The 19777-nt window shown below is 53.5% G+C and carries 20 protein-coding genes; 14 read left to right on the top strand and 6 right to left on the bottom strand.

Annotated features, from left to right (window positions below; translation table 11 throughout):
- The first annotated feature begins 175 nt into the window (after window positions 1-175).
- Window positions 176-844 (top strand): YecA family protein, encoded by a 669-nt coding sequence (locus tag ACMWL8_RS00275; RefSeq protein ID WP_028013666.1) that lies wholly within the window; start codon window positions 176-178, stop codon window positions 842-844.
- 34 nt (window positions 845-878) lie between these two features.
- Here the strand turns inward: ACMWL8_RS00275 and tyrP are convergent, their stop codons facing one another.
- The 3 genes from tyrP to yecR all read right to left on the bottom strand — a co-directional run bounded on the left by tyrP (window position 879) and on the right by yecR (window position 3375).
- Window positions 879-2090 (bottom strand): tyrosine transporter TyrP, encoded by a 1212-nt coding sequence (tyrP, locus tag ACMWL8_RS00280; RefSeq protein ID WP_045260333.1) that lies wholly within the window; start codon window positions 2088-2090, stop codon window positions 879-881.
- Window positions 2091-2335: 245 nt separating this feature from the next.
- Entirely contained in the window at window positions 2336-2833 is a 498-nt protein-coding gene (gene ftnA / locus ACMWL8_RS00285; protein WP_045260332.1) for a non-heme ferritin, read from the bottom strand.
- A gap of 203 nt (window positions 2834-3036) precedes the next feature.
- Window positions 3037-3375, bottom strand: a complete 339-nt coding sequence (yecR, locus tag ACMWL8_RS00290) for a YecR family lipoprotein (protein ID WP_045260331.1) — start codon at window positions 3373-3375, stop codon at window positions 3037-3039.
- A gap of 254 nt (window positions 3376-3629) precedes the next feature.
- Here yecR and ACMWL8_RS00295 point away from each other — a divergent pair, with 254 nt between their 5' ends.
- The 3 genes from ACMWL8_RS00295 to ACMWL8_RS00305 all read left to right on the top strand — a co-directional run bounded on the left by ACMWL8_RS00295 (window position 3630) and on the right by ACMWL8_RS00305 (window position 4831).
- The gene (locus ACMWL8_RS00295; RefSeq protein ID WP_028013662.1) at window positions 3630-4268 is read left to right on the top strand and encodes an RpiB/LacA/LacB family sugar-phosphate isomerase; all 639 of its coding nucleotides are present in this window, start codon (window positions 3630-3632) and stop codon (window positions 4266-4268) included.
- Between the two features lie 118 nt (window positions 4269-4386).
- Window positions 4387-4470, top strand: a complete 84-nt coding sequence (gene azuC, locus ACMWL8_RS00300) for a stress response protein AzuC (protein WP_014884364.1) — start codon at window positions 4387-4389, stop codon at window positions 4468-4470.
- Between the two features lie 109 nt (window positions 4471-4579).
- Window positions 4580-4831 carry a DUF2766 family protein gene (locus ACMWL8_RS00305; RefSeq protein WP_045260330.1) on the top strand — a complete coding sequence of 84 codons (252 nt, stop codon included), beginning with the start codon at window positions 4580-4582 and terminating at the stop codon, window positions 4829-4831.
- A 40-nt stretch (window positions 4832-4871) separates the two neighbouring features.
- On the opposite strand, the gene ACMWL8_RS00310 is transcribed toward ACMWL8_RS00305, so the two are convergent.
- Together ACMWL8_RS00310 and ACMWL8_RS00315 are read right to left on the bottom strand one after the other, a co-directional pair.
- The gene (locus tag ACMWL8_RS00310; RefSeq protein WP_028013661.1) at window positions 4872-6215 is read right to left on the bottom strand and encodes an anaerobic C4-dicarboxylate transporter; all 1344 of its coding nucleotides are present in this window, start codon (window positions 6213-6215) and stop codon (window positions 4872-4874) included.
- Between the two features lie 162 nt (window positions 6216-6377).
- On the bottom strand, window positions 6378-6881 hold the full coding sequence (locus ACMWL8_RS00315) for a non-heme ferritin-like protein (RefSeq protein ID WP_028013660.1): 504 nt from the start codon (window positions 6879-6881) through the stop codon (window positions 6378-6380).
- A 788-nt stretch (window positions 6882-7669) separates the two neighbouring features.
- Here ACMWL8_RS00315 and araF point away from each other — a divergent pair.
- The 5 genes from araF (at window position 7670) to otsA (ending at window position 13619) form a co-directional block, all read left to right on the top strand.
- The gene (gene araF / locus ACMWL8_RS00320; protein ID WP_008500409.1) at window positions 7670-8659 is read left to right on the top strand and encodes an arabinose ABC transporter substrate-binding protein AraF; all 990 of its coding nucleotides are present in this window, start codon (window positions 7670-7672) and stop codon (window positions 8657-8659) included.
- Window positions 8660-8730: 71 nt separating this feature from the next.
- On the top strand, window positions 8731-10245 hold the full coding sequence (araG, locus tag ACMWL8_RS00325; protein WP_028013659.1) for an L-arabinose ABC transporter ATP-binding protein AraG: 1515 nt from the start codon (window positions 8731-8733) through the stop codon (window positions 10243-10245).
- Window positions 10246-10259: 14 nt separating this feature from the next.
- Window positions 10260-11240 carry an arabinose ABC transporter permease AraH gene (gene araH / locus ACMWL8_RS00330; protein WP_414751545.1) on the top strand — a complete coding sequence of 327 codons (981 nt, stop codon included), beginning with the start codon at window positions 10260-10262 and terminating at the stop codon, window positions 11238-11240.
- A gap of 176 nt (window positions 11241-11416) precedes the next feature.
- Entirely contained in the window at window positions 11417-12220 is an 804-nt protein-coding gene (gene otsB, locus ACMWL8_RS00335) for a trehalose-phosphatase (RefSeq protein WP_028013657.1), read from the top strand.
- Window positions 12195-13619, top strand: coding sequence for an alpha,alpha-trehalose-phosphate synthase (gene otsA / locus ACMWL8_RS00340; RefSeq protein ID WP_045260329.1), 1425 nt, complete (start codon window positions 12195-12197; stop codon window positions 13617-13619). Before otsB ends, otsA begins: the two co-directional genes overlap by 26 nt.
- 16 nt (window positions 13620-13635) lie before the next feature.
- On the opposite strand, the gene uspC is transcribed toward otsA, so the two are convergent.
- Window positions 13636-14064: a universal stress protein UspC gene (uspC, locus tag ACMWL8_RS00345; protein ID WP_028013655.1), complete on the bottom strand. Its 429-nt coding sequence runs from the start codon at window positions 14062-14064 to the stop codon at window positions 13636-13638.
- 795 nt (window positions 14065-14859) lie between these two features.
- On the opposite strand from uspC, the gene flhD reads away from it, so the two are divergent.
- From flhD to cheA, 5 genes are all read left to right on the top strand, one after another.
- Complete coding sequence (gene flhD / locus ACMWL8_RS00350) at window positions 14860-15210, top strand: flagellar transcriptional regulator FlhD (RefSeq protein WP_028013654.1); 351 nt, start codon at window positions 14860-14862, stop codon at window positions 15208-15210.
- 2 nt (window positions 15211-15212) lie between these two features.
- The gene (gene flhC, locus ACMWL8_RS00355) at window positions 15213-15791 is read left to right on the top strand and encodes a flagellar transcriptional regulator FlhC (RefSeq protein WP_013096051.1); all 579 of its coding nucleotides are present in this window, start codon (window positions 15213-15215) and stop codon (window positions 15789-15791) included.
- A 123-nt stretch (window positions 15792-15914) separates the two neighbouring features.
- Window positions 15915-16802, top strand: coding sequence for a flagellar motor stator protein MotA (gene motA, locus ACMWL8_RS00360; RefSeq protein WP_008500417.1), 888 nt, complete (start codon window positions 15915-15917; stop codon window positions 16800-16802).
- Window positions 16799-17728, top strand: coding sequence for a flagellar motor protein MotB (motB, locus tag ACMWL8_RS00365; protein WP_028013653.1), 930 nt, complete (start codon window positions 16799-16801; stop codon window positions 17726-17728). Before motA ends, motB begins: the two co-directional genes overlap by 4 nt.
- A 4-nt stretch (window positions 17729-17732) precedes the next feature.
- Window positions 17733-19769 carry a chemotaxis protein CheA gene (cheA, locus tag ACMWL8_RS00370; protein ID WP_045260328.1) on the top strand — a complete coding sequence of 679 codons (2037 nt, stop codon included), beginning with the start codon at window positions 17733-17735 and terminating at the stop codon, window positions 19767-19769.
- The last annotated feature ends 8 nt before the right edge of the window (window positions 19770-19777 follow it).

Genomic DNA, 19777 nt, shown 5'->3' on the forward strand with positions numbered 1-19777 from the left:
CCTGCGCCAGGAGAAGAATTTACAGCGGAGATCACACATCGTTAACAATAAAGCCCATAAGTTGTGCAACGGTCACGATTTGCACACTTTTGCAGCAATAAAGACCTAAACTTCAGCCAGGGCAGGTGTGCGATCTGTGGTAGGATCCTTTCCTTTTTTATCAGGAGTGTCCGCGATGACGGAAGGTCCATTAAATGAAAGCGAAATGGCGTGGCTGGAAGAGACATTAATGTCTTACGGTCATGACGATGCGTCCGTAATTGACGTGTCCGAACTGGACGGCATGCTTACTGCAGTGCTTTCCGGCCCTGTTGTCGTTGAGCCAGATGCCTGGCTGGTGGCGGTGTGGGGCGGGGAGAAGTACATCCCGCGCTGGAAAAACGATCGCGAGATGAACCGTTTTATCGATCTCTGCTTTAAGCATATGAACGATATTGCCGAGCGCCTGAGTGAATACCCGGATCAGTTTGAGCCGCTGTTCGGCTATAACGACGTTGACGGTGAGAGTTACACCGTGGTCGAAGAGTGGTGCTATGGCTACATGCGCGGCGTGGCGCTGACGGACTGGTCAGCCTTGCCGGAAGCCCTGAAGGCCGATCTCGACGTGATTGCCCTGCACGGAACGGAAGAGAACAGCGAGAAGCTGGATGAACTGTCCGAAGAGGAGTATATCGCCAGCATCGAGAGCATCCAGCCTGCGGCCCTGCGCTTATACAACTACTGGGTGGAGAACCCGCAGCAGCCGGAAGCGAAGAAGCCTGTCGTGAACGGCACGAAAGTGGGGCGTAACGATCCGTGTCCTTGCGGCAGCGGGAAGAAGTTTAAGAGCTGCTGCCTGCACTGATAAAAAAAGGGGCTGATGATAGCCCCTTTTATCTTTAACCCATTTCCGGCAGCATCCCGGCGGCAATCAGCACCTGCACCAGAATAATCATTACCCCGCAGCCAAACACAACGCACAGCAGCGGTTTTCCCCCCGCGACGCGATATCCTTGCTGAGGATGCTGCTGACGGCTTTTCCACGCTAGCAGGGAAGGGAGCAGCAGGGCCAGGACAGAGAGCGCCACCCCCGCGTAGCCCAGCGCCATCACAAACCCGCGAGGGTAAAACAGCGCAAACGCCAGCGGCGGCAGGAAGGTAATGGCTCCGGTCTGTAACCGTCCGGCGGCAGTATTGCGACGCTGGAACAGGTCGGCCAGGTAATCGAACAGGCCGAGCGCTACGCCGAGGAACGAGGTCGCGAGCGCCAGGTCGGCAAACAGGTGAACCGCCAGCTCCACGTGCGGCGAGGTGACCACCTCGCGTAGCGACAACAGAAAACCATTCAGGCCAGCGTGCTGCGCCATCAGCCCGACGAAGGTTGAAGAGTCAATGCTACCCAGCGTCACCAGCTGCCAGAAAATGTAGGCGATCAGCGGAATGGCGCTGCCGATAACAAACACACGACGCAGCTTGCGGACATCGCCGTTCATATAGCTGACGATGCTCGGCACGCTGCCGTGGAAGCCAAACGAGGTGAAAATGACCGGGATGGCGGAAAGCGCCAGCCCTTGCTCCAGCGGCAGCGTCAGCAGGTTCACCTTGTGCACGTGCGGTGCCAGCAGCGCCAGCATGACAACCAGAAACAGAATTTTGGCGCTGAAGAGAAAACGGTTAAAGAGATCGACCAGCGATGTGCCCACGCAGACCACGCCGCCGCCAATAAGCGCAAAGAAGATAGCCCCCGTTGCAGGGGTAATGTCAGAGCCAAACCAGTCGTTGACGCTGGAGGCGATAAGCTCCCCGGCACCGCTGATATACGCGGCCGTGAGGGCGTACATCAGGAACATCATGCTAAAGCCGGTGATCCACTGGCCGTAGCGTCCCAGGTAGCGCGCCGCCAGCGAACCCAGCCCGGTATCGGCGGGCACATGCTGGTAAACCTCAAGCAGCAGCAGTGCGGTATAGCACATTAATGCCCAGAGCGTGCCAAGCAGCAGCAGGGTCATCCCAAATCCCACTCCCGCGGCAGCCAGAGGCATTGCCAGCATTCCTGCGCCAATCGTCGTTCCGGCGACGATAAAAATACTTCCCAGGGTTCTGTTCTTCACGCTTTCCTCTACAACGACGCTTAACCGCAACAAAATCTGCGGCGCAGAGTAAGGCAAAAGCGGTAATTCGTCAAACCACCGTTACAAGTCATGTAATGAAAGGTTTACGCATTGCGCTACTGCCCATCCAGAGTGGGGCGACGGTCAGGCGTGACGTAAATAGGGCGTATGGGGAATAAAATGCGTCTTTTAATGCAGGGGAAAGGTAAATTAACGCGGCGCCGGAAACCGGCACCGCGCTGGTATTAATTCTGCGTATCGAGAGTCGACAGTTCTTTATCAATAAAGTAAAGTCCTTCGCCGGATTTACCCACCAGGGATAATTTATCCAGCACGGATTTAAACAGCTTCTCTTCTTCGTGTTGTTCCGCAACGTACCACTGCAGGAAATTAAAGGTTGGATAATCCTGGCCGATCATTGCCGCATGAACCAGTTCGTTAATTTTCTGGGTGATCAGCCGTTCGTGCTCGTAGGTGGCGCGGAACAGTTCGTCGAGAGAATTATATTCAGCAAAAGGCGATGCCACGTTCTCGATGCGCGGCAGGCTGCCCGTATCGGTCAGATAATCAAACAGGCGCTGCATGTGGGTCATCTCTTCCTGGGCGTGACGACGCAGAAACGCGGCCGCACCTTCAAAGCTGTGATAGCTGCACCAGGCGCTCATCTGCTGGTAGAGAAGGGATGAATAGAGCTCAAGGTTCATTTGTGCATTGAGCTTGTCGATCATTTCAGTTTTCAGCATGGTGGCGCTCCGGATTATTATTACGGGTTCATAATGAGCGACACTATAATTTGTTATTTAATTATTTGCAAAACGTAAAATTAAATATTTGTTCGTTTAAAATACGAATGGGAATAAAACGCATTGGCGATATTTATTTTTATTAATGCGAATTATTTTTGTTCTTAGTTAAATAAAGCGCCAGCAAACGCTGGCAGCTTTGATTAATACCAGGGATTATTTGCCTTAGGGTTAACGGCATACCCCATGCACTTATACTGGATAGTAACGCTCTCGTTCAGGCACAAAGAGCCGCTTGTCAGGGTACAGGTTTTGACCGGCTGCCCGTAGGCAGAGGCGGTGGCATAGCCCATGTTCTGACAGGCTTTTACCGCGGTACCGTTATTAACATATTCATCGGACCAGGCGTTTTGCAGCACGGCCTGGCCATAGTCGAGGCGGACAATGCCGTTCGGCGCGTCGAGGCTGCTGATTTCCGCCTGGCGTTTAACGCTGCATCCCGCGAGCAGCAGGACTGTAGCGGCTACGATGGCTATTTTCATGGTTCGCTCTGAGTGGATGGAAATACGTTATCGTACCCGCAGATGCCCGCTGCAATGCCAGGAATAGCCGGACGATCTACCCTCACTCTTTGCAACGGACGGCGTAGATCCTCCCCTTCACAAAATTGTGAGCGTGCATTTGATTTTTAAAACTCCATTTCATTTACTTTGAAAGTCTGTTTATTTGATGCCAGAATGAACGGGAACAGGTATCCATGGCGGGGAGCGCCCGCAGCGCATTCTGGAGAGACAAGATGAAAATTGCACTGATGATGGAAAACAGCCAGGCGGCTAAAAACCCAGTCATATTAAAAGAGCTGAAAACGGTAGCCGATGAAAAAGGGTTCCCGGTTTACAACGTGGGTATGAGCGACGAAAACGATCATCACCTGACCTACATCCACCTGGGCATTATGGCGAGCATTTTGCTGAATGCGAAAGCGGTGGATTTTGTGGTCACCGGCTGCGGCACCGGGCAGGGGGCGCTGATGTCGTTAAACATCCACCCTGGCGTGATTTGCGGCTACTGCATCGATCCCGCAGACGCGTTTCTCTTCGCGCAAATCAATAACGGCAATGCGCTCTCTCTGCCTTTTGCCAAAGGGTTTGGCTGGGGAGCGGAGCTAAACGTTCGCTTTATCTTTGAAAAGGCGTTTACCGGCCGAAAAGGGGAGGGTTATCCTCCAGAGCGTAAAGAGCCGCAGGTGCGTAATGCCGGTATTCTGAACCAGGTAAAAGCGGCCGTGGTAAAAGATAACTATCTTGACTCGCTGCGCGCCATCGATCCTGAGCTGGTGAAGACCGCTGTTTCCGGCCCGCGTTTCCAGCAGTGCTTCTTTGAAAATTGCCAGGATAAGGCGATCGAGGATTTTGTTCGCAGTATCGTGGGTTAATGCGCACTGCGCAGTTTAAATTGTGATATGCGTCACAAAAATATTGATTTTTGTGACGATGGTCATATTATAGGCACATTGACTATAAAGTTGTATAACAAGTTAATGGAGCATCACAATGAAACTGCGCAAAATCCTGAAAAGTATGTGGGCCAATTACTGCCGCACTTTTAAAGACGTGCCGCCTGGCGCCATGTTCTGATAAAAAAAACCTGCTTCGGCGGGTTTTTTTGTGTCCTGCGGCAATGAAGGGCAGATGTCACGGGCCACGTTTTGATACTATGGCGGCCTTTGAATAAGGAGAAACCCCCATGTCACAAAACCTGAGCGCCGATCAGGAACTGGTCTCTGACGTTGTTGCCTGCCAGCTGGTTATCAAGCAAATTCTTGATGTTCTGGACGTTATTGCACCGGTTGAAGTGCGCGAGAAGATGTCCACGCAGCTGAAAAACATCGATTTTGCCAGCCATCCCGCGACTGCCGACCCGGTGACGCTTCGCGCGATCCAGAAAGCCATCGCGCTGATTGAACTGCGCTTTACGCCTCAGGGCGAGTCTCATTAAAACGCGAACGGGCGACCGCGCGTGTCGCCTGTTGAAAACGTTAAAAGAAGGTCTGGACCAGCAGGTAGCTCGCCGCGCAGGCGCAGCTCACGCCAATTAGCCCCGGCAGAATAAAGCTGTGGTTAATGATGAATTTGCCGATGCGGGTTGTTCCCGAGCGGTCAAAGCCGATGCAGGCTAAATCACTCGGGTAGGTCGGCAGAACAAAATAGCCGTAGGACGCCGGGAAGAAGGCGATCAGCATTTTTGGATCGATGCCCAACATCAATCCCATCGGCGCCACGGCCGTCAGGGCCGCCGCCTGGCTGTTTACCAGCTTAGACACCAGGAAAAGCACGATGGCATACGTCCACGGATGGCTTTTCACCACCCCTTCCAGCGCCAGCTTTAACTCATCGAGATGCGCCTGGAAAAAGGTATCGCTCATCCACGCCACCCCGAACACCGAGAAGATCGCCACCATACCGGCCTTAAATACCGCACCGTTTGAGATGGCTGAGGCATTGACCTTGCAGGCCATCAGCATCACGGCACCGGCGATGAGCATCATCATCTGAATGACGAGGTTCATCGACAGGGCCGTCATTTTACCTTTCAGCTCGAAGGCCGGGCGCAGTTCGGGGAAAGCCCCGAGCAGGACTACCACCGCAATGCCGGCAAAGAAAATCCATGTCGACCAGTAGGCCTGCTTCGGAAAACGCTGGTTCATTAACGTCTCCGTGCCGCCATAGATAAACTCGCGCTGTTTGGGGTCTTTCAGTTTCTCCTGAAACTCCCCGTCGTCAGCTAAATCTTTCCCCCGACGTAAACTCCACAGGGCCGCGATCGCGACGCCGAAAAGCGAAGCGGGAACCGATACGGCGAGGATTTCCAGGATCCCCCACGCGTGCCCAATCCCATGCTGTGCGGCCAGGATGGAGACCAGCGACACAACGGCGACGGAAACCGGAGACGCGGTGATCGCCATCTGGGATGCCACCGATGCCACCGCCATTGGGCGTTCCGGGCGGATCCCTTTTTTCAGGGCGATATCCGCAATGATGGGGAACATGGTGTAGACCACGTGCCCAGTGCCGCACAGAAAGGTCAGCATCCAGGTGGTAAAAGGGGCGAGAAGCGTGATGTGCTGCGGGTGTTTGCGCAGCAGGCGTTCAGCAAACTGCATCATGACGTTGAGGCCACCCGCGGTCTGCAGGGTAGCGGCACAGCCTATCACCGCGAGAATGGTTAACATGACGTCAACCGGAGGTTTGCCGGGCTGGAGCCCAAAGACAAAACACAAAATAAAAAGGCCAATACCGCTGATTAACCCAAGCCCCATGCCGCCGAAACGTGTTCCCGTCAGCAGGCAGAGGAGAATGACAACAAACTCAATGGTGATCATGCTTTTCCCTCGTCAATGATTATGTAATTAAATAAATCATTACATTTTGCAAGGTTAATCATTGAGAGCGAGATCTGATTTGTTAAATTTCAGCAAATCAGAGGGTTGGGGAGATAAGAAGGAACCTGCCTCCCTGAACCAGGGCCAAGGCAGGTTAAACGCTTAGTGGTGCTGCACCGTCACAAGATCGAGCAGGTGGCGGTCAGCTTGCTCCGGGCGTAAACCGGCCTGGCGCGCATTGTGGATCTCATCCGCCAGCGTTTTCAGCAGCATACCGTCCTGCTGCTGTTCTTTATCCATATCGCGTAAAAATTTAAGAGTGATGATGTCATGCTGTGCTCTGGCTTCATCGGCCAGCTTGTTGAGCGTCGTACAGCGCTGCTCATGCTCTTCCAGCGTTTTCTGGAACAGTTCTTCCAGAGAAGAGTAATTTTCGTTGATCCCGTCAAGGGCTTTAACAACCGGGTTAGCCCCCGCGGCCTTCAGGAAGTTAAAGACGCGCATCATATGGGTGACGTTGCTTTGTGCCTGTGAACGAAAGAACGTGGCAGAGCCCGTGAGACTTTTTTCAGAACACCATGCACTTAAGTGAAGGTGCAGGTTCGAGGCGTAGAACTCAAGGTTCATCTGCGCGTTAAGTTTTTGCATCATCGTTTGGGTAGCCATACTCATATCCTTATAGACTGTGGGACGTGATGTCCGCTGCTTAACCTGACAGCCAGGCAAATACGAAGAAAAACAGAATTGCAATTTTTGCAGTGACTAAAATCGATCGAAAATTCACTTCCTGTGTTCGATATAAATAAGCATACCTTTGTCTTATGATTAAGAAAACTCTTAATTAGGCTGTGTTTACCATACATTACAAAGTTTAATATAGTACAAAAATACAAATATATAGTCATCAAAGGGGATTTTCTCAACCTCTTGATATTAAAGGTTAAGTGTCTTTAGAGGGATACTGATTTACTTTCGTGAACATTTAGCCGGAATAATGCTCTGTAAGAAAAATAAATACAGATTATTCATTTCAAATATATGATGCGTTGTTGAATTTGCGCTAAGTCAATTTTAACGGAATAACGCCTTTTCATGATGATTTCATTTTTTTGATGAAAAGCATGGATCCCCGTCAGGGGGAGAGCCGCAGCGACATCCGCCGTAAGGCATCAGGGATTTCTTAGCTAATCTTATGGATAATTCTGCTTACTCTGCTTTCATTTGTCAGACAATTCCTGCCTTTTTTATGTCATTTTTCGCTGAATTTATGTACGCAATTACTGTAATTCTGCGGTGTGATGGGGCTCTCTTATGGATGATTAATTTCCCGCTAAAACTATCACCAGCAATAACGCTTATGACGAGGTAAGCGCTAATGCCTTGTTTTAAGTCCGATTAAATAAGAAGCACGCAAATCTTCCCTACAGAAAAGAATGCTAAAGCTGGAGTTTACCATGCACAAATTTACTAAAGCGCTGGCGGCCATCGGTCTGGCTGCCGTTATGTCACAATCCGCTATCGCTGAGAATTTAAAACTCGGTTTTTTGGTAAAACAGCCGGAAGAACCCTGGTTCCAGACCGAATGGAAATTCGCTGATAAAGCCGGAAAAGATTTAGGTTTTGAAGTGATTAAAATCGCCGTGCCGGACGGTGAAAAAACCCTGAACGCCATCGACAGCCTGGCGGCCAGCGGCGCGAAAGGCTTTGTTATCTGCACTCCGGATCCAAAACTCGGATCGGCAATTGCGGCGAAAGCCCGCGGTTACGACATGAAGGTTATTGCGGTTGACGATCAGTTCGTTAACGCCAAAGGCAAACCGATGGACAGCGTTCCGCTGGTCATGATGGCGGCGACCAAAATCGGTGAACGTCAGGGGCAGGAGCTTTATAAAGAGATGCAGAAACGCGGCTGGGATGTGAAAGAGACCGCCGTCATGGCCATCACCGCAGACGAGCTGGACACGGCGCGTCGTCGTACGACCGGATCAATGGACGCGCTGAAAGCGGCCGGCTTCCCTGAAAAACAGATCTATAAAGTGCCAACCAAATCTAACGACATCCCGGGCGCCTTTGACGCGGCGAACTCTATGCTGGTTCAGCACCCGGAAGTGAAGCACTGGCTGGTGGTCGGCATGAACGACAACACCGTGCTGGGCGGCGTGCGCGCGACGGAAGGTCAGGGCTTCAAGGCGCCTGACGTTATCGGGATCGGCATCAACGGCGTGGATGCGGTGAGCGAGCTGTCCAAAGCGCAGGCCACCGGCTTCTACGGCTCTCTGCTGCCAAGCCCGGACGTTCACGGCTACAAATCCAGCGAAATGCTCTACAACTGGGTAACCAAAGGGGCTGAACCGCCGAAATTTACCGAAGTGACCGACGTGGTGCTGATTACCCGCGACAACTTCAAAGAGGAACTGGCGAAAAAGGGACTGGGCGGTAAGTAATACGCTGTGATTGTGCCCCTTACTCGCCGTAAGGGGCCAGACGTACACACTACAGGAATCACGGAGTCGTTATGCAACAGTCTAATCCGTATCTCTCTTTTCGCGGCATCGGGAAAACGTTTCCCGGTGTTAACGCGCTGACCGATATCAGCTTCGACTGCTATGCCGGCCAGGTTCATGCCCTGATGGGGGAAAACGGAGCGGGGAAATCCACGCTGCTAAAAATCCTCAGCGGCAACTACGCGCCAACAACCGGCACGCTGGCCATTCGCGGTGAAGAGGTGGCCTTTGCCGATACCACGGCGGCGCTCAACGCCGGTGTCGCCATTATCTATCAGGAACTGCACCTCATCCCTGAGATGACCGTGGCCGAAAATATCTATTTAGGCCAGCTTCCGCACAAAAGCGGCGTGGTGAATCGTTCGCTACTTAATTATGAAGCGGGGCTGCAGCTTAAGCATCTTGGTCTGGACGTCGATCCCCAGACCCCGTTGAAATACCTCTCCATCGGCCAGTGGCAGATGGTTGAAATTGCCAAGGCGCTGGCGCGTAACGCCAGGGTTATTGCCTTTGATGAACCCACCAGTTCGCTCTCCGCGCGTGAAATCGAAAACCTGTTCCGCGTGATCCGCGAGCTGCGGCAGGAAGGCCGCACCATTTTGTACGTGTCGCACCGCATGGAGGAGATATTTGCCCTGAGCGATGCCATCACCGTATTTAAGGATGGGCGCTATGTGCGCACCTTTACCGATATGCAGCAGGTTAACCATGACCAGCTTGTTCAGGCGATGGTCGGGCGCGATCTGGGCGATATCTATCACTGGAAACCGCGCGAGTACGGCCCCGAGCGTCTGCGTCTGGACAACGTCAAAGCGCCGGGCGTGCGAACGCCGGTTTCGTTATCCGTACGCAGCGGTGAGATCGTCGGTCTGTTTGGCCTTGTAGGGGCGGGGCGCAGCGAGCTGATGAAAGGGCTGTTCGGCGGTACACGCATTACCGCAGGGCAGGTCTCCATTGACGGCGAGCAGGTGGATATCCAGAAACCCGCCCACGCCATCAGGGCCGGGATGATGCTCTGCCCGGAAGACCGCAAGGCGGAGGGGATCATTCCGGTGCATTCGGTGCGCGACAACATCAACATTTCCGCCCGGCGTAAATTTATCCGCGCGGGTTGCCTGATTAACGACGGCTGGGAGTCGAGCAACGCCGACCATCATATTCGCTCGCTGAATATCAAAACGCCGGGACCGGAACAGCTGATTATGAATCTGTCAGGAGGAAACCAGCAGAAGGCCATTTTAGGCCGCTGGCTGTCGGAGGATATGAAGGTCATTTTGCTGGACGAGCCGACGCGCGGTATCGATGTGGGCGCAAAACACGAGATTTACAACGTGATATATGAACTGGCAAAACGCGGCGTGGCGGTGCTGTTCGCCTCCAGCGATCTGCCTGAGGTGCTTGGCGTTGCTGACCGCATTGTAGTGATGCGCGAAGGCGAAATCGCCGGTGAATTACTTCATGAACAGGCGAATGAACAACAGGCGTTGAACCTCGCCATGCCTAAAGTCAGCCAGGCTGTCGCCTGAGTAAGGAGTTAATGATGTCCTCTGTTACTACATCCGGAGCGCCGAAGTCGGCTTTTAGTTTTGGACGTATCTGGGATCAGTACGGCATGCTGGTGGTCTTTGCCGCACTCTTCATCGCCTGTGCAATCTTCGTCCCTAATTTTGCCACCTTCATTAATATGAAAGGGCTGGGACTGGCGATTTCCATGTCCGGCATGGTGGCCTGCGGCATGCTCTTCTGTCTGGCCTCCGGTGATTTCGACCTGTCGGTGGCCTCGGTTATCGCCTGCGCGGGCGTCACCACGGCGGTGGTGATCAACATGACGGAAAGCCTGTGGATTGGCGTTTTTGCCGGTCTGTTGCTCGGCGTGATCAGCGGTCTGGTGAACGGTTTTGTTATCGCACGCCTGAAGATTAATGCCCTGATTACCACGCTTGCAACGATGCAGATAGTCCGCGGTCTGGCCTATATCATCTCCGGCGGTAAAGCGGTAGGGATTGAAGACGAGCGCTTCTTTACGCTGGGCTACGCCAACTGGCTGGGCCTGCCTGCGCCTATCTGGCTCACCGTGGCCTGCCTGATCCTGTTCGGCTTCCTGCTGAACCGCACCACCTTTGGTCGTAATACGCTGGCGATCGGCGGCAATGAAGAAGCGGCCCGTCTGGCAGGGGTGCCGGTTGTACGCACCAAGATTATTATCTTCGTGCTCTCCGGGCTGGTCTCCGCCGCGGCGGGGATTATTCTGGCGTCGCGTATGACCAGCGGCCAGCCAATGACGTCTATCGGTTATGAGCTGATCGTCATCTCGGCGTGCGTTTTAGGGGGCGTTTCCCTCAAGGGAGGCATCGGAAAAATCTCATATGTGGTGGCCGGTATCCTGATTTTGGGCACGGTGGAAAACGCCATGAACCTGTTGAATATTTCGCCGTTCTCTCAGTACGTCGTGCGCGGCCTGATCCTGCTGGCAGCCGTGATTTTCGACCGTTACAAGCAAAAAGCGAAGCGTACCGTGTAACCCCAGCGCTGACTTTTTATTGCTCAACTAATAACCATAGTTGACCTCTGAACCGCCTCGCCAGTTTTGCTGGCGGGGCGGTTGTCAAATGGCGAGGCCCATCACACTGTCTATACTTACATGGCTATGAAAGAGGTAAAGGCGTTTACCTCTCGTAAACCGTAAGGAGGATTAGGGTGGCTGACTTGTTAACCGCACCGCCTGTACTGCCCGGAAAATATGCTTTCTTTTTTGACCTCGACGGGACGCTCGCCGGGATCCAGCCGCATCCTGACGACGTGGTCGTACCGGATACGGTGCTAGAGAATTTGCAGCAGCTCTCTCGACTGAACGAGGGCGCATTGGCATTGATTTCAGGGCGCTCAATGGCCGAGCTGGACGTGCTCGCCAGTCCTTACCACTTTCCGCTGGCCGGTGTACACGGAGCGGAGCGCCGCGATATCCATGATCAACTGCATGTTGTATCACTCCCCGATACCTTAATTCAGGCGTTACATACTGAACTCTCCTCGGCGCTGGCGTCGCTCCCGGGCACGGAACTGGAAGCGAAAGGCATGGCGTTCGCCTTGCACTATCGGCAGGCTCCGCATCACGAAGCGGCGATCTTTGCGATTGCCCGCAGCGTGGCCGATGCACATCCGCAGCTCGCGCTGCAGCCGGGGAAGTGCGTCGTTGAGATAAAACCTGAGGGCATCAATAAGGGAGCCGCTATTGCGGCGTTTATGGCGGAACCGCCATTTAAGGGACGTACACCGGTATTTTTTGGCGATGACCTGACCGATGAGGCCGGTTTTCGCGTGGTGAAACAGGCCGGAGGGATCGCCGTCAAGGTAGGGCCTGGTGACACTGTCGCAGAGTGGCGTCTGGCGAATGTCGAGGCCGTCTGGCAGTGGATTTCTGATATCGCTAACCAGCAACAACAACAAATAGCGCAAAACAAAGGGGGAAACCATTATGGGTCGCTTAGTCGTCGTCTCTAACCGAATTGCACCGCCTGATGATAAAAAAGCCAGTGCAGGTGGCCTGGCGGTAGGGGTATTAGGTGCCTTAAAAGCTGCTGGCGGGCTGTGGTTTGGCTGGAGCGGTGAAATCAATGAACAAGAGAAACCGCTTAAAAAGGTGACGCGCGGGAACATTACGTGGGCATCATTTGCGCTCAAAGAGAAAGACTATGACGAGTATTACTCGCAGTTCTCCAACGCGGTCCTGTGGCCTGCGTTTCACTATCGTCTTGACCTGGTGAAATTCCAGCGTGAATCCTTCGAGGGCTACTTGCGGGTGAACGCGCTGCTGGCGGATAAACTGCTGCCTTTAATAGAGGAAGACGATATTTTATGGATCCACGATTATCATCTGCTCCCCTTCGCCAGAGAGCTGCGTAAAAGGGGAGTCAATAACCGAATTGGCTTCTTCCTGCACATTCCGTTCCCTACGCCGGAAATTTTCACCGCGCTGCCGCCGCATGAAGAACTGCTGGAGGCGCTGTGTGATTATGACCTGCTGGGCTTCCAGACCGAAAATGACCGTCTCGCGTTCCTGGACTCCGTGTCAGGCAAAACGCGCCTGGTAACCAACGGCGGCAAAACCCATACGGCGTGGGGCAAAACCTTCCACACCGAGGTCTATCCGATTGGTATTGAACCCGACGAAATTGCGGAACAGGCCTCGGGCCCGCTGCCGCCGAAGCTGGCCCAGCTTAAGAATGAACTCAAGCACGTGAAGAATATCTTCTCGGTAGAGCGTCTGGATTATTCCAAAGGGTTGCCGGAACGCTTCCTGGCGTATGAAACGCTGCTGGATAAATACCCTCAGCACCACGGTAAAATCCGCTACACCCAGATCGCGCCAACGTCGCGCGGGGAAGTGCAGGCCTATCAGGATATTCGTCATCAGCTGGAGACCGAAGCGGGGCGCATCAACGGGCGCTACGGCCAACTGGGCTGGACGCCGCTCTTTTATCTGAATCAGCATTTTGACCGTAAGATCCTGATGAAGGTCTTCCGCTACGCCGACGTTGGCCTGGTTACGCCGCTGCGCGACGGGATGAACCTGGTGGCAAAAGAGTACGTGGCGGCTCAGGACCCGGCGGATCCGGGCGTGCTGGTGCTTTCCCAGTTTGCAGGGGCAGCGAACGAACTGACCTCAGCGCTGCTCGTTAACCCTTACGATCGGGATGATGTGGCAAATGCCCTCAACCGCGCGCTGACCATGCCGCTGACGGAGCGAATTTCCCGCCATGCCGAAATGATGGAGACGATCCGGAATAACGATATAAATCACTGGCAGGCGCGTTTTATTCAGGATCTACGCGAAATAGCCCCGCAAAGTCACGAAGGCGATCTGCAAAAAAAGATCGCGACCTTCCCTAAACTCGCCTGATATTCCTCTGGGGGGGTTAAGCCCCCCCAAGCGGCACTAACAGCACGTCAACCTGGCTTGAGGCGATAATAGATTTTGCCGCGCAGGTAGCCCTCGATATAAAGCTGTGGTTATGGTTCCCGCAAATCACTAAATCAATATTCTGCTTGCGGCACATATCAAGAATATGGGCATTCAGTTCCCCCGTCGCAATAACGGTTTGATCAATGGGGTACTCTGCTTTTTCGACAAGCTCTCGCAGAAACTGCTGCGTTTCCTCCTGCAAAACCTCACGAATATCTTCCAGCATCGGGGCCGCCAGTTGATTGTACATCTCGGGCTCGGCCGCGAGGGTAATGAGGCTGATGCGCGCATTATGCGGCCGGGCGATGGAAACGGCCCGGGCGACAAGCTGGTGGCTTTCGGGGGAAACGGCAACAGAAACAAGAAGATGGGAGTAACTCATGGCGCACTCCTTAGATGCCTAACAGACAGCGTTTCATCACCATTACCGCGAATTTCCTGGTTTCGCAAGACTTGAATACGACATTAGTGTGAAGCTTATCATAATTATTCATTAATTATTCTTATAAGAAGAATAACTGATAAATGCGCCTAAATGAAAAAAATTAACAACTTAACGTAAGTCACACAAATCCTCGCTTTCACTATTAAATCGTTCTAACAAGTTATAAACGCATTTCGAATGATCACGAAATGAAACAATTTTTTTGCCAGAAATGCATAACTGTATGTTTTATCGAAGTAATCAAAATGTGTCCCTGACGCATACGCGATGTAAACGATTGCTGATACCGCACGCACGGGTAAAAGCACATTGCGTGCCACTTATTCTCACGCGTATGCATGAGTATTCGTCGATTAAGAATACAAAACAGTGCTGATTGCTTAAAAAATGAGCAAATTAGAAGTCATACTGATGGATTTATGGGTAACATTCACTTAAATTGTGTGACGTGGATCACATTTTTTTTAAATTTGAGGGTGGCTGCATTGTATGTGTCAAATCTGGCGAGTAGAGTTTGCGTCGAATTAGGAAAAATCTTAGTTATTTGTAAGAAATGATAAAACCTGTAAGAGATGTAACCGCGTTGCATCCCTTACGCGTTTGGATGAATACAAACCTAGATTCAACTATGCATTTAGCCTTTTCTTTTTTATACCGGGTGATTTCCCGGCGACATCACGGGGTGCGGTCTTTCCGCATAAAAATAATAGTTGGTTATTCGGGATGGGAACAATGCATACATCCGAGTTGCTAAAACATATCTATGACATCAATTTGTCATATTTACTGCTCGCGCAGCGTTTAATTAGTCAGGACAAAGCGTCCGCGATGTTTCGTCTGGGTATTAACGAAGAAATGGCAACCATGCTGGGTGGATTAACCCTCCCGCAGATGGTAAAACTGGCGGAAACGAATCAACTGGTGTGCCAGTTCCGTTTTGATAATCCGCAGACGATAACGCGTCTGACACAGGAATCCCGCGTGGACGATCTGCAACAGATCCATACCGGTATCCTGCTCTCCACTCGCTTGCTTAGCGACATCAGTCAACCTGATGACGCAGCCCGCAAGAAAAGGGCCTAGCAATGAGCGAAAAAAGCATTGTTCAGGAAGCGCGTGACATACAGCTGGCCATGGAGCTGATTACGCTGGGTGCTCGTTTACAAATGCTGGAAAGCGAGACTCAGCTGAGCCGTGGTCGCCTCATCAAACTGTATAAAGAGTTACGCGGTAGTCCCCCGCCGAAAGGCATGCTGCCGTTTTCTACGGACTGGTTTATGACCTGGGAGCAGAACATCCACGCTTCCATGTTCTGTAATGCCTGGCAGTATCTTCTCAAAACCGGTTTGTGTAGCGGCGTAGACGCCGTGATCAAAGCGTACAAACTTTACCTTGAACAATGCCCACAGCAGGAAGAAGGCCCTCTGCTGGCGCTGACCCGCGCATGGACGCTGGTGCGTTTTGTTGAGAGCGGAATGCTTGAACTGTCGCGCTGCAATTGCTGCGACGGCAATTTTATTACCCATGCTCATCAGCCTGCAGGCAGCTTCGCCTGTAGTTTATGTCAGCCTCCATCCCGCGCAGTAAAAAGACGTAAACTTTCCCGGGATGCTGCCGATATTATTCCACAACTGCTGGATGAACAGATCGAACAAGCTGTTTAACCCGAACGTGTGGGAAAGATTCCAGCAGCGGTAAGCGATTACCGCTGCTTTTTTTTACCCCGTAAACGGTAAACGCTGCGAGCTGAACGTCCTTGCCATAGTCACTAGCGGAAGGATGATGTCGTGCTTATCTTATTAGGTTACCTGGTAGTTCTCGGTACAGTTTTCGGCGGTTACATGATGACCGGCGGGCACCTTGGAGCACTCTATCAACCGGCTGAACTTATTATCATCGGCGGCGCAGGGGTAGGGGCTTTTATCGTTGGCAACAACGGTAAATCGATCAAGGGCACGTTGAAAGCAATTCCATTGCTGTTCCGTCGCTCGAAATACACCAAAAGCATGTATATGGATCTGCTGGCGCTGCTCTATCGCCTGATGGCGAAGTCGCGTCAGCAGGGGATGTTCTCGCTTGAACGGGATATCGAAAACCCGAAAGAGAGCGAAATTTTTGCCAGCTATCCGCGCATTCTGGCGGACGCCATGATGCTGGATTTCATCGTCGATTACCTGCGTCTCATCATCAGCGGCAATATGAATACCTTCGAAATTGAAGCGCTGATGGACGAAGAGATCGAAACCCACGAAAGCGAATCTGAAGTGCCGGCCAACAGCCTGGCGCTGGTGGGCGACTCCCTTCCGGCGTTTGGTATCGTGGCGGCGGTCATGGGGGTGGTACACGCCCTGGCCTCGGCGGACCGCCCGGCGGCTGAACTGGGCGCGCTAATTGCCCATGCGATGGTGGGTACCTTCCTCGGTATTTTGCTGGCTTATGGTTTTATCTCTCCGCTGGCAAGCGTGCTGCGCCAGAAAAGCGCGGAAACCACCAAAATGATGCAGTGCGTGAAGATCACGCTGCTCTCTAACCTCAACGGTTACGCGCCACCGATCGCGGTTGAATTTGGCCGTAAAACGCTTTACTCCAGCGAGCGTCCGTCGTTTATCGAGCTTGAAGAACACGTGCGCGCGGTGAAAAACCCAAACCAACAGACGACAACTGAGGACGCATGAAAAACCAGTCCCATCCGATCGTCATCGTCAAAAAACGCAAGCACAAGGGCGGTGGGCACGGTTCCCACGGCTCCTGGAAAATCGCGTACGCCGACTTTATGACCGCAATGATGGCGTTCTTTCTGGTGATGTGGCTGATCTCCATCTCCAGCCCGAAGGAGCTTATCCAGATTGCCGAATATTTCCGTACCCCGCTGGCGACGGCGGTGACCGGTGGGCCGCGTATCTCTAACAGCGAAAGCCCGATCCCTGGCGGCGGCGATGATTACACCCAGCAGAAGGGTGAGGTGAAAAAAGAGCCGAACATCGACGAGCTGAAACGCAAGATGGAGCAGGCGCGTCTGAAAAAACTGCGTGGCGATCTCGACCAGTTGATTGAAGCGGATCCTAAACTGCGCGCGCTGCGGCCGCACCTGAAAATCGATCTAGTCCAGGAAGGGCTGCGTATTCAGATTATCGACAGCCAGAACCGCCCGATGTTTAAAACCGGGAGTGCGGAAGTTGAGCCGTACATGCGCGATATTTTACGCGCCATTGCGCCGGTGCTGAACGGCATTCCTAACCGAATCAGCCTGTCGGGCCACACGGATGACTTCCCGTACGCCAGTGGGGAGAAGGGATACAGCAACTGGGAGCTTTCTGCCGATCGTGCCAACGCCTCGCGTCGCGAGCTGGTGGCAGGTGGGCTTGATGATGGCAAGGTACTGCGCGTGGTCGGCATGGCAGCAACCATGCGGGTCTCCGACCGCGGGCCGGATGACGCCATCAACCGTCGTATCAGTCTTTTAGTGCTGAACCAGCAGGCGGAGCAGGCCATCCTGCACGAAAACGCCGAAAGTCAGAATGAGTCACTGGACGATTTAAAACAGCCTGGGGCCGTCCCTGCGGCTGCCGTTCCAACATCGCCACCAGCCAATCCGAGGTGATAGCGTGAGCATGGATATTAGCGATTTTTACCAGACATTCTTTGATGAAGCCGACGAACTGTTGGCGGATATGGAGCAACATTTGCTCGATCTGGTGCCCGAAGCACCGGACTCCGAGCAGCTCAATGCCATCTTCCGCGCGGCGCATTCTATTAAAGGCGGAGCCGGAACGTTTGGATTTACCATCCTGCAGGAAACGACCCATTTAATGGAAAACCTGCTTGATGAAGCACGACGCGGTGAGATGCAGCTCAATACCGACATTATCAACCTGTTTTTGGAAACCAAAGATATTATGCAGGAACAGCTCGACGCCTATAAAAGTTCGGCAGAGCCTGATGCCGCCAGCTTTGAATACATCTGCAATGCGCTGCGCCAGCTCGCCCTGGAAGCAAAAGGTGAGGTCGCTGCAGCCGTTGTCCCTGCGACAAAGCTGAGCGTTGTCGATGCGGTGGCTGCTGAAGAGGCCGCGCCAGCCGCTGCGCAAGCGGGCAAGCTGCGCGTTGTGCTGTCACGCCTGAAAGAGAGCGAAGTTAACCTGCTGGAAGAAGAGCTGGGTAACCTGGCGAAATTAAGTAACGTAGTGAAAGGCAAAGACAGCCTCGCGGCGACCCTCGATGACGGTATCAGTCAGGACGATATCGTGGCGGTGCTGTGCTTTGTCATTGAAGCCGACCAGATCGCCTTCGAAACGGAAGCCGCCGCGGTAGCAGCTCCGGCTGCAGAAGAAGAGGTTGCCGTCGTTGCCCAGGCCGCCGCACCGGCTGTGGCCCCAGCGACCCCGGTGCTGAAGGCGGTGCCAAAAGAGGCCGCAGCGCCTGGCCGTGGTGAAAAACCGGCCGCGCGCTCCAGTGAGTCCACCAGCATTCGCGTTGCCGTTGAGAAGGTTGACCAGCTGATTAACCTGGTTGGCGAACTGGTGATCACCCAGTCCATGCTGGCGCAGCGTTCTAACGAACTGGACCCGGTCACGCACGGCGATCTGATCACCAGCATGGGCCAGCTGCAGCGTAACGCCCGCGACCTGCAGGAATCGGTGATGTCCATCCGCATGATGCCGATGGAATATGTCTTCAGCCGCTTCCCGCGCCTGGTGCGCGACCTTGCCAGCAAGCTGAATAAGCAGATTGAACTGACCCTGATGGGCAGCTCAACGGAGCTGGATAAGAGCCTGATCGAGCGCATCATCGACCCGTTAACGCACCTGGTACGTAACAGCCTCGACCACGGTATTGAACTGCCGGAAAACCGCATTGCTGCCGGGAAATCGCCGGTCGGGAATCTGATCCTCTCTGCGGAACATCAGGGCGGGAACATCTGCATCGAAGTGACCGACGACGGCGCGGGCCTTAACCGCGAGCGCATCCTGGCGAAAGCCATTTCACAGGGGATGGCGGTGAATGAAAACATGACCGACGAAGAAGTGGGCATGCTGATCTTCGCGCCGGGCTTCTCGACCGCCGAGCAGGTGACGGACGTTTCCGGACGCGGCGTCGGCATGGACGTGGTGAAACGTAACATTCAGGAGATGGGCGGCCACGTTGAGATCCAGTCTAAACAGGGCTCCGGCACCACCATCCGCATCCTGCTCCCGCTGACGCTGGCGATCCTCGACGGCATGTCGGTCAAAGTCGCGGACGAAGTCTTCATTCTGCCGCTGAACGCGGTGATGGAATCCCTCCAGCCGCGTGAAGAAGATCTGCATCCGCTGGCGGGCGGCGAGCGCGTTCTCGAAGTGCGCGGTGAGTACCTGCCGCTGGTCGAGCTGTGGAAAGTGTTCGAAGTGGACGGGGCGAAGACCGAGGCCACGCAGGGTATCGTGGTGATCCTGCAAAGCGCGGGCCGTCGCTACGCGCTGCTGGTCGATCAGCTGATTGGTCAGCACCAGGTGGTGGTGAAGAACCTCGAAAGCAACTACCGCAAGGTGCCGGGTATTTCTGCTGCCACCATTCTGGGGGATGGTAGCGTGGCGCTGATCGTCGACGTGTCGGCGCTTCAGGGATTAAATCGTGAACAACGTGTGGCGTACACAGCCGCCTGATTAAGTAG

The sequence above is a fragment of the Enterobacter sp. 04-C-12-SI-ECC genome (assembly GCF_047530715.1).
Classification (GTDB): domain Bacteria; phylum Pseudomonadota; class Gammaproteobacteria; order Enterobacterales; family Enterobacteriaceae; genus Enterobacter; species Enterobacter bugandensis.